10 protein-coding genes and 1 pseudogene are annotated in these 9,621 nt (G+C 31.7%); all 11 read left to right on the plus strand.

What is annotated here, in order from left to right:
- Window positions 1–99: 99 nt before the first annotated feature.
- Entirely contained in the window at window positions 100–1,443 is a 1,344-nt protein-coding gene (locus AYC61_RS09800; RefSeq protein WP_066500820.1) for an acetyl-CoA carboxylase biotin carboxylase subunit, read from the plus strand.
- Between the two features lie 94 nt (window positions 1,444–1,537).
- On the plus strand, window positions 1,538–2,425 hold the full coding sequence (gene accD / locus AYC61_RS09805; protein WP_066500823.1) for an acetyl-CoA carboxylase, carboxyltransferase subunit beta: 888 nt from the start codon (window positions 1,538–1,540) through the stop codon (window positions 2,423–2,425).
- Window positions 2,412–3,356, plus strand: coding sequence for an acetyl-CoA carboxylase carboxyltransferase subunit alpha (locus tag AYC61_RS09810; protein ID WP_242866774.1), 945 nt, complete (start codon window positions 2,412–2,414; stop codon window positions 3,354–3,356). The genes accD and AYC61_RS09810 overlap by 14 nt, the downstream gene beginning before the upstream one ends.
- Before the next feature lie 73 nt (window positions 3,357–3,429).
- On the plus strand, window positions 3,430–3,870 hold the full coding sequence (locus AYC61_RS09815) for a MarR family winged helix-turn-helix transcriptional regulator (RefSeq protein ID WP_066500826.1): 441 nt from the start codon (window positions 3,430–3,432) through the stop codon (window positions 3,868–3,870).
- A gap of 108 nt (window positions 3,871–3,978) precedes the next feature.
- Window positions 3,979–4,956, plus strand: coding sequence for a beta-ketoacyl-ACP synthase III (locus tag AYC61_RS09820; RefSeq protein ID WP_066500837.1), 978 nt, complete (start codon window positions 3,979–3,981; stop codon window positions 4,954–4,956).
- Between the two features lie 145 nt (window positions 4,957–5,101).
- Window positions 5,102–5,323: an acyl carrier protein gene (gene acpP / locus AYC61_RS09825; RefSeq protein ID WP_066500840.1), complete on the plus strand. Its 222-nt coding sequence runs from the start codon at window positions 5,102–5,104 to the stop codon at window positions 5,321–5,323.
- 316 nt (window positions 5,324–5,639) lie between these two features.
- Window positions 5,640–6,572, plus strand: coding sequence for an enoyl-[acyl-carrier-protein] reductase FabK (gene fabK, locus AYC61_RS09830; RefSeq protein WP_066500845.1), 933 nt, complete (start codon window positions 5,640–5,642; stop codon window positions 6,570–6,572).
- A 38-nt stretch (window positions 6,573–6,610) separates the two neighbouring features.
- Window positions 6,611–7,555: an ACP S-malonyltransferase gene (gene fabD / locus AYC61_RS09835; RefSeq protein WP_066500848.1), complete on the plus strand. Its 945-nt coding sequence runs from the start codon at window positions 6,611–6,613 to the stop codon at window positions 7,553–7,555.
- Window positions 7,549–8,289: a 3-oxoacyl-[acyl-carrier-protein] reductase gene (fabG, locus tag AYC61_RS09840; protein ID WP_066500849.1), complete on the plus strand. Its 741-nt coding sequence runs from the start codon at window positions 7,549–7,551 to the stop codon at window positions 8,287–8,289. Before fabD ends, fabG begins: the two co-directional genes overlap by 7 nt.
- 13 nt (window positions 8,290–8,302) lie before the next feature.
- Window positions 8,303–9,538 (plus strand): beta-ketoacyl-ACP synthase II, encoded by a 1,236-nt coding sequence (gene fabF / locus AYC61_RS09845; RefSeq protein ID WP_066500854.1) that lies wholly within the window; start codon window positions 8,303–8,305, stop codon window positions 9,536–9,538.
- A 4-nt stretch (window positions 9,539–9,542) separates the two neighbouring features.
- Window positions 9,543–9,621, plus strand: a pseudogene (locus tag AYC61_RS21850) (3-hydroxyacyl-ACP dehydratase FabZ); the annotation flags it as partial.

Below are 9,621 nucleotides of genomic sequence, written 5' to 3' on the forward strand. Positions count from 1 at the left end.
ATAAGTTTTATTAATAAAAGTTCAATTTTCTATGAATTATCTGGGTTTAAATTAAATGATATTGGTAAAAATATTAAGAAGTTGTCTTAGGAGGCAGTTATGTTTAGTAAGATATTGATTGCAAATAGAGGAGAAATTGCTGTTAGAATTATTAGAGCATGTAAGGAGATGGGGATACAAACAGTAGCTATTTATTCTGAGGCTGATAAAGAAGCACTTCATGTTCAATTAGCTGATGAAGCGTATTGTATTGGACCTGCTCCAGCAAATAAAAGTTATCTAGATATGAAGAATATACTGAGTACATCAGTATTAACAAATGCAGATGCAATACACCCAGGTTTTGGGTTTTTATCTGAGAATTCAACTTTTGCCAAGATGTGTGAAGAATGTAATATTTCATTTATAGGACCAAAGGCAAACATGATAGCAAAAATGGGAAATAAGGCTTGTGCTAGAGATATAATGAAAAAAATGAGTGTACCCGTAGTACCGGGCTCTGATGGAACAGTAGATGATATTAAAGAAGCTGTATACATAGCAAATGAAATAGGATATCCTGTAATGATAAAAGCTTCCGCAGGAGGAGGCGGTAGAGGGATGAGAGTCGCATATAGTACAGATGAACTCAGACGTATGTACAATACAGCTAAGAGTGAAGCTCTAGCATCATTTGGTGATGACAGCATGTATTTAGAAAAATTTATAGAAAACCCAAGACATATTGAATTTCAAATATTAGCTGATAAATATGGAAATGTTATCCATCTAGGAGAAAGAGATTGTACTGTCCAAAGAAGAAATCAGAAGGTTCTAGAAGAATCACCATCACAAGTTATTACACAAGAGCTAAGAAAACAAATGGGTAAAGCTGCAGTTTTAGCCTCAAAAGCGGTAGATTATGAAAATGCTGGTACAGTAGAATTTCTTTTAGACAAGTATGGGAAGTATTATTTTATTGAAATGAATACAAGAATACAGGTGGAACATCCTGTAACAGAATTTGTAACAGGAATAGATCTAGTAAAAGAGCAAATTAAGATCGCTTATGGACTGGAATTATCTTACAAGCAAGAAAATATTAAAATCTCAGGGCATTCTATAGAGTGTAGAATAAATGCCGAAAATCCTGAGAAAGGTTTTATGCCTTCACCAGGTACTATTGAAGCACTAAATCTTCCAGGAGGTAATGGAGTTAGAATAGATTCTTCAATATATCAAGGCTATACAATACCATCAGCATATGATTCTATGCTTGCTAAGCTTATAGTTCATGCAGAAGACAGAGAGAGTGCAATATTAAAAATGAAAAGAGCATTAGATGAATTTATAATAAAAGGTGTAAGTACAAATATAGATTTTCAATACAAAATTTTAGATAATGAATTATTTAAAAATGGGAGTTATGATACCAGCTTTATTAATGATTGTGTATTGAAATAGGGAATTAAATACTTATATTACTTTTTGTTTGTAAGGGATTTTAAGCTATTTGAAATAATAATCAGAGTTATAATAAAGATCAAGGTGGTTATATATGATAAAAAAAATATTCAGAAAGAATAAATATAGCTCCATGAGTGTTTCAGAAATAAATAAAACTAAAGATACAAAAGAGATGATAAAAGTACCTGATGGTATGTGGGTAAAATGTAAAAAATGTGGTCGTATGCTATATAAAGATGATTTAATAAAACAACAAATGATATGTAGTTCATGCAATCATCATTTTAGAATGACTGCTCAAGAAAGAATAAAAAGTATTATAGACGAAGGCAGTTTTAAAGAATTCGATAAGGAATTAACTAGTGGAAATCCTTTAGAGATTAAAGGATATGAAGATAAACTAAAAAAAGCAAAAGAAAAATCAGGACTTAATGAAGGTGTAGTGACTGGATATGGTAAAATTAACAACTTAGATGTAGTAATAAGCGTAATGGATGCTAATTTTATGATGGGAAGTATGGGATCAGTTGTTGGTGAAAAATTAACTAGAGCTATAGAAAAGGCAACTGAGAAAAGATGCCCTATAATAATATTTTGTGCATCAGGTGGAGCTAGAATGCAAGAAGGAATATTTTCACTGATGCAAATGGTTAAAACGAGTGCAGCATTAGCAAGACATAGTGAAGCGGGTTTATTGTATATTTCAGTGTTGACAGATCCTACAACAGGAGGAGTTTCTGCAAGTTTTGCTATGCAAGGAGACATAATATTAGCAGAGCCAGGTGCATTAATAGGTTTTGCAGGTGCTAGAGTTATAGAACAAACTATTAAACAAAAGCTTCCAGAGGGTTTTCAAAGTGCAGAATTTTTACTAGAACATGGATTTGTAGATAAAATAGTATCTCGTAAAGATATGAAAAATGTTTTACACTTGTTAGTTTCCATGCATAAGGAGGTGGAATCTTTTGAGCTTGGATAAAGAAAATAAGGTTATTGAATTAGAAAAAAAAATTAGTGAATTAAAGGAATTTTCAAAGAAAGAAAACATTAATTTAACAAAAGAAATTTCAATACTGCAAGACAAGGTAAATGTTATAAAACAAGAAATATATTTAAATTTGACTCCTTGGGATAAAGTGAAGCTGTCTAGGCTTCAAGCAAGACCAACAGCTTTAGATTATATATCAAATATATTTGATACATTTATAGAACTTCACGGAGATAGAACCTTTGCAGATGATCCTTCTATAATTGGAGGGTTAGCTAAGTTTGGAGATAGAGTTGTTACTGTAATAGGCCAACAAAAAGGAAAGAATACTAAAGAAAATATTTATAGAAATTTTGGAATGCCCCATCCAGAAGGTTATAGAAAAGCTTTAAGATTAATGAAGCAAGCTCAGAAGTTTAATAGACCAATAGTTTGTTTTATAGATACACCAGGTGCTTTTTGTGGAATAGGAGCAGAAGAAAGATGTCAAGGAGAAGCCATAGCTAAAAATCTTTTTGAAATGATAGCACTAGATGTACCTATTATCTCTATAGTTATAGGAGAAGGAGGAAGTGGAGGAGCTTTAGCATTGAGTGTTAGTGATGAGATATGGATGCTTGAACATTCTGTATATTCAATACTTTCACCAGAGGGCTTCGCTAGTATATTATGGAAAGATAGCTCAAAAGCAGAAGAAGCATCAAAGATTATGAAAATAACTGCTCAAGACTTAGAAAAATATAAAATTTTAGATAGAATAATAGAAGAACCCCTGGGAGGTGTTCACAAAGATATTAAAAAATGCACTCAGCAAATCAAAACATTGTTAGAAGAAACTTTAACAAAGCTTAGCAGTATTGATAAAACAACATTGAAGCTAAAAAGATATGAAAAATATAGATCTATTGGAGAAGTTAATTGACAACCTAAAACTAATGTTATATACTTTGGCTATCAAAATAGTCACAATATAGTATATCAGGGCTGGTGCCGTTATGAGGAGATCACTTAAAGTTATAAACGATATTTTAGTTGAGTTATTTAATGATATTTTAACCATAGAGGAACTAAGTGTGAGTTCAATAGGACAAGGAGATTTATCTATAACTGAAGTCCATACTATTGATGCAATAGGGATAAAAGAACCAAAGTCTATGTCATTTGTAGCTAATAATCTTAAAATCACTGTTGGAACATTAACTACATCAATAAATAGACTTGTCAAAAAGGGTTATGTATTAAGACAAAAACATAAAGATGACAAAAGAATAGTATTAATTACACTTACAGATAAAGGAAAAGAAGTTTATAAGGGACATCAAGCATTTCATTTAGAAATGGTTACAAAATTAACACAAGACTTAAAGATACATGAAGATGATATCTTAATTAAGTCATTAGAAAATTTAAGAGATTTTTTCAAGCAAAGTTTTTAATAATATAACGGCTAATTAAGTTATAAATATATTCAATAGTACTATCCTTAATTAGTACCAGATATTAATTCCAAATATTAAGAATTGGGAACAAGAGGGGATGATTAAGTGAATAATGCTGTAATTGCAGGTACTGGGAGTTACGTGCCTGAGAAAATTATGACAAATGAAGATTTAGAAAAAATTGTAGATACAAGTGATGAATGGATTTCATCAAGGACAGGAATACGACAAAGAAGAATATCTGAAGGTGAAAATACATCAAAGATTGCTACTAAAGCGGCAATAAAAGCTTTGGAAGATGCTAATATGGATGCTTTAGATATAGATTTGATAATTGTTGCTACAGTCACTCCAGATGCATTTACACCTTCTGTATCATGTTTGGTTCAAGTTGATTTAGGAGCTAAAAATGCAAGTTGTTTTGATATTACAGCTGGATGTTCAGGTTTCGTATATGGGATCAATGTAGCTAATCAATTTATAAAAACAGGTCAAGCTAAAAATGTGTTAGTAATAGGTGCAGAGGTTCTTTCTAAAGTCGTAAATTGGGAAGATAGAAATACGTGTGTTTTGTTTGGGGATGGAGCAGGAGCTGCTGTATTAAAAGCTAGTCAAAAAGAAGGTATTATATCAGTTCATACAGGTTCTAAAGGTGATGAGAATAGATATTTAGAGATTCCAGCTATAGAAGTAAATAATCCATTTAGCCCTAAAGTAGAGGGTAGACCTAGTTATATAAAAATGAATGGCGTAGAAATATTTAAATTTGCAACAAAGATAATGAGAAAGAGCTTTAAAAATGTATTAGAAAGCACTGACTATAGTCTTGATGATATTAAATATATAATACCACACCAAGCAAATTACAGGATCATAGATCATGTAGCTCAAAAAGCTAATATTGACATAAATAAATTTTACTTAAATCTCGACAAATATGGTAATACATCATCTGCTAGTATAGGTATTGCTTTAGATGAAATGAACAAGAAAGGACTTTTGAACAAGGATGACAAGTTAATTTTGGTCGGATTTGGTGGAGGTCTTACATGGGGTGCTGTATTACTTAAATGGAGTAAATAATAAAGTATTATACATGAAGATTAAAGTTAGGCTTATCAGCATATAACAGAAATTATGAATTTTTCTCAATTTTTAAAGGTGCATAATTTCCTATATGTTACAAAAAATAATTAAACAAATAATAAAAATTTAGGAGGATAATAAAATGATATTTGAAAAAGTAAAAGAAATTTTAATAAATGAATTAGATGTAGATGAGGTTAAATTAGAAAATAAAATACAAGAAGACTTAGGAGCAGATTCATTAGATATGGTTGAAGTAGTTATGGCAATTGAAGATGAGTTTAATATAGAAATTGCTGAAGAAGATACTGTAAACATTAAAACGGTAAAAGATATAGTAGATTATATAGAAAAGAAACAATAAAGTGAAAGTTTATTAAAAAAAGTAAAAGTATCATTATACGTTTAGAATATTGTAATGTTTTATAAGATATTATTATTTATTAAGTGATAGGGGCGATTTAAAATGACAAATTCCTTGAGTTATTGATATACCCTTAAATGGGATTAACTCAAAATACGTTTTGAGTTAGCCTCTACATTATTTTATTCTTCTGAAGTTTTTTTAACTTTTTAAGAGTAATGAAAAATTGCAAGAAATCTAAGAAAGGAGGAGCTGTAACAAACTTTAGGTTAATATTTTTTAACCAAAAAGTTTCGTTAATAATAGCTAATCTATCATGATTAAATCAAAAATAAGTAAATTACTTAACATAAAATACCCAATATTACAAGGTGGGATGGCTTGGATTTCAGATGCACAATTGGCTGCTGCAGTTTCTAATGCAGGAGGCTTAGGTATAATAGCAGCAGGAAATGCCCCTGTTGACTTGGTCAGAGCTGAAATTAGAAAAGCTAAACAGCTTACTGATAAACCTTTTGGTGTTAATTTAATGCTTTTAAGTCCATATGCTGAGGAAATAGCACAACTTTTAATTGACGAAGATGTAAAAGTTGTTGTAACAGGAGCAGGAAATCCGGGAAAGTATCTAAAAGAATGGAAATCAAAAGGCATCAAAGTTATCCCTGTAGTTGCATCAAGTGCATTAGCAGTTAGAATGGAGAGAAGTGGAGCAGATGCGGTAATAGCAGAAGGAATGGAATCAGGAGGACATGTTGGAAAAATAACTACCATGTCTTTATTACCTCAGGTAGTTGATAGTGTTAATATTCCTGTTATAGGTGCTGGAGGAATAGCTGATGGCAGAGGGCTTGCAGCAGCCTTTTTATTAGGAGCTGAGGCTGTGCAAATAGGAACTAGATTTTTAGTAGCAAATGAATGTCAAGTGCATGATAATTATAAAGCAAGAATAATAAAAGCAAGAGATACAGATACGGTGATAACTGGAAGAAGCACAGGACATCCAGTCAGAATAATAAAAAATAAACTTGCAAAAGAGTATATAAGATTAGAAAAAGAAAAAGCAAGTGTAGAGGAAATAGAGGAATTAGGAAAAGGAAGTCTTTATAATGCCGCTATTTTAGGAGAGATGGATAGAGGTTCAATAATGGCTGGACAATGTGCAGGAATGATAAAGAAAAAACAAAGCAGTAAAGAAATTATTGAAGAGATTTATAGTGAAGCATTGGAATTATTTAAAAAATTTAGATAGATACTTAATAGAATTTTATAATATCTGGAGGAAAAGTTATGGGAAAGTTAGCTTTTATATTTTCAGGACAGGGTTCACAATACCCAGGAATGGGAAAGGAATTATACGAAAATTTTGAAGAAAGTAAGAAAGTTTTTGATATGGCTAATGAAATTTTAGGTTATGACTTAAAAACAATGTGCATGAGAGGTAAAGAGGAAGATTTAAATAAGACAGAAAATACACAACCTGCGGTTTTAACGACAAGTATAGCAATACTAGAAATATTAAAGCAAAAGGGAATAAAAGCAGATATTACAGCAGGCTTGAGTTTGGGAGAATACAGTGCATTAGTATATTCAGGTGTAATAGATTTTGAAGATGCAGTTCAATTAGTAAGAAAAAGAGGAAAATTCATGCAAGAAGCTGTACCTGAGGGGAAAGGAACAATGGCTGCAATTATAGGATTAGATAAAGAAAAAGTATTAGAAATATGTAATAAAGCTAGAGAAGCAGGGATAGTAGAAGCATCTAATTTTAATTGTCCAGGGCAAATAGTTATTGGAGGAGAGGTAGATGCAGTTTTAAAAGCGTGTGAGTTGGCAAAGGAAGCTGGTGCGAAAAAAGCAGTACAGTTAAAAGTAAGTGCTCCATTTCATACATCAATGCTCAAACCGGCAGCAGATAACTTAGAAAAAGAGCTTAGAGACATAAGTATAAAAGACTTTAACACTCCTGTAATATCAAATGTAACAGCAGAATATATAAAATGTAAAGATGAAGTTAAAGATTTATTAACTAAACAGGTCATGAATTCAGTTTTATGGGAAGATTCAATTCGAAAGATGATAGAAGATGGAGTAAATACATTCATAGAAATAGGACCTGGAAAAACATTAAAGAGCTTTGTCAGAAAAATAGATAAGACAGTAACAGCATTAAATGTTGAAGACATAAAAACATTAAAAAAGACTCTAGAGAAATTGGAGGAATTAGTATGTTAACAAATAAAACAGCAGTTGTAACAGGAGCAAGCAGAGGAATAGGAAAAGAAATAGCTATTAAATTAGCTAGCCTTAATGCTAATGTAGTAGTTAATTATTATAGTGATTTGCAGGAAGCAAATGAAGTTGTAAGTCAAATTGAGGAGCTAGGAAGTAAAGCAGTAGCAGTTCAAGGAGATGTAAGCAAATTTGAAGATGCAAAAAAAATAATAGATGAAGCAGTGAATGCATTTGGAAAAATAGATATTTTAGTTAATAACGCAGGGATTACAAAAGATAATTTAATAATAAAAATGAAAGAAGAAGATTTTGACAGAGTTATAGCTACAAATTTAAAAGGATGCTTTAACTGCTGTAAACATGCATCAAGATTAATGTTAAGACAAAAATCAGGCTGTATAATAAATTTAGCTTCAATAGTTGGCGTTATTGGCAATGCAGGACAAAGTAACTATGCAGCATCAAAAGCTGGAGTAATAGGCATAACAAAATCATTAGCAAAAGAGCTTGCATCAAGAGGGATAACAGTAAATGCAGTTGCACCTGGTTTTATAGAAACTGAAATGACAAACAAGCTTTCTGAAAATGCAAAAAAAGCTATGCTTGATTCAATACCTCTGAAACGAGCAGGCCAGCCACAAGACATAGCAAATGTAGTAGCATTTTTAGCTTCCAAAGAAGCAAGTTATATAACAGGGCAAGTAATAAATATAGATGGTGGAATGGTTATTTAAGGAGGAATTATCTATGAAAAGAGTTGTTATAACTGGTGTTGGAGTTATTTCATCTTTAGGAAATAATGCAGATACATTTTGGCAAAACATAAAAGATGGTAAATGTGGTATAGATTTCATACAGAGCTTTGATACAGAAAATTACAAAGTAAAGGTTGCTTCTGAAGTCAAAGATTTCAAACCACAAGATTATATGGAAAAAAAAGCAGCGAAGAGAATGGATAAATTTAGTCAATATGCAGTAGCTGCTACAAAGTTAGCATATGAGGATTCTAAATTAGATGATGTAGATGTGGATCGAGACAGAATGGGAGTAATTTTTGGAAGTGGTATAGGGGGATTAAGTACTATAGAAAAACAACAAACCATGATCATGCAAAAAGGTCCAGACAGAATCTCACCATTTTTCATACCTATGTCAATATGTAACATGGCAGCAGGACATGTTGCTATAATGCTAGGAGCAAAAAATATCTGTAATACTGTAGTTACAGCATGTGCTTCTGGTACAAACGCTATAGGAGAGGCATTTAGACAGGTTAAATATGGTTTAGCAGATATAATGGTAACAGGAGGAAGTGAAGCAAGTGTTACACCATTAGCAGTTGCGGGATTTACATCAATGAAAGCTTTAAGCACTTCCAAAGATCCTAAAAAAGCATCAATTCCATTTGACAATGAAAGAGATGGTTTTGTAATAGGAGAAGGAGCAGGAGTATTAGTAATTGAGGAATTAGAACATGCAAAAAAAAGAAATGCACATATATATGCTGAGATAGTAGGATATGGTGCAACATGTGATGCATATCATATAACAGCACCTGCACCAGGAGGAGAAGGTGCTGCAAAAGCTATGAAACTGGCAATAGATGAAGCAGGAATTTCTCCAGAAGATGTGTCTTATATTAATGCACATGGTACAAGTACACCTTACAATGATAAATTTGAAACTGAGGCTATAAAAACTGTTTTTAGTGGTAGAGAAAATCAAATACCTGTAAGCTCGACAAAATCAATGACAGGACATTTGTTGGGAGCTGCTGGTGGGGTTGAAGCTATAGTTTGCGCAAAAGCATTAGAGGATAAATTTATACCTCCTACTATAGGACTAGAAAACAAAGATCCAGAGTGTGATCTTGATTATGTTCCTAACACAGGTAGAAAAGCAGATTTAAAATATGCAATGTCAAATTCATTAGGATTTGGAGGACATAATGCAGTATTGTTATTAAAGAAATGGGAGGATTAAAAAAATGCTAAACAGCAATCAAATACAAGAAATAATACCACATAGATATCCATTCTTATTAATAGATAAAATAGAAGAATTAG

Origin of the sequence: Abyssisolibacter fermentans, from assembly GCF_001559865.1 — a bacterium.
GTDB classification, from domain to species: Bacteria; Bacillota; Clostridia; order Tissierellales; family MCWD3; genus Abyssisolibacter; species Abyssisolibacter fermentans.

Bases quoted from the DNA above. Each gene is read 5' to 3' on its own strand.
- AYC61_RS09800 (WP_066500820.1), top strand. From the start codon at position 100: ATGTTTAGTAAGATATTGATTGCAAATAGAGGAGAAATTGCTGTTAGA.
- accD (WP_066500823.1), top strand. From the start codon at position 1,538: ATGATAAAAAAAATATTCAGAAAGAATAAATATAGCTCCATGAGTGTT.
- AYC61_RS09815 (WP_066500826.1), top strand. From the start codon at position 3,430: ATGAGGAGATCACTTAAAGTTATAAACGATATTTTAGTTGAGTTATTT.
- acpP (WP_066500840.1), top strand. From the start codon at position 5,102: ATGATATTTGAAAAAGTAAAAGAAATTTTAATAAATGAATTAGATGTA.
- fabK (WP_066500845.1), top strand. From the start codon at position 5,640: ATGATTAAATCAAAAATAAGTAAATTACTTAACATAAAATACCCAATA.
- fabD (WP_066500848.1), top strand. From the start codon at position 6,611: ATGGGAAAGTTAGCTTTTATATTTTCAGGACAGGGTTCACAATACCCA.
- fabG (WP_066500849.1), top strand. From the start codon at position 7,549: ATGTTAACAAATAAAACAGCAGTTGTAACAGGAGCAAGCAGAGGAATA.
- fabF (WP_066500854.1), top strand. From the start codon at position 8,303: ATGAAAAGAGTTGTTATAACTGGTGTTGGAGTTATTTCATCTTTAGGA.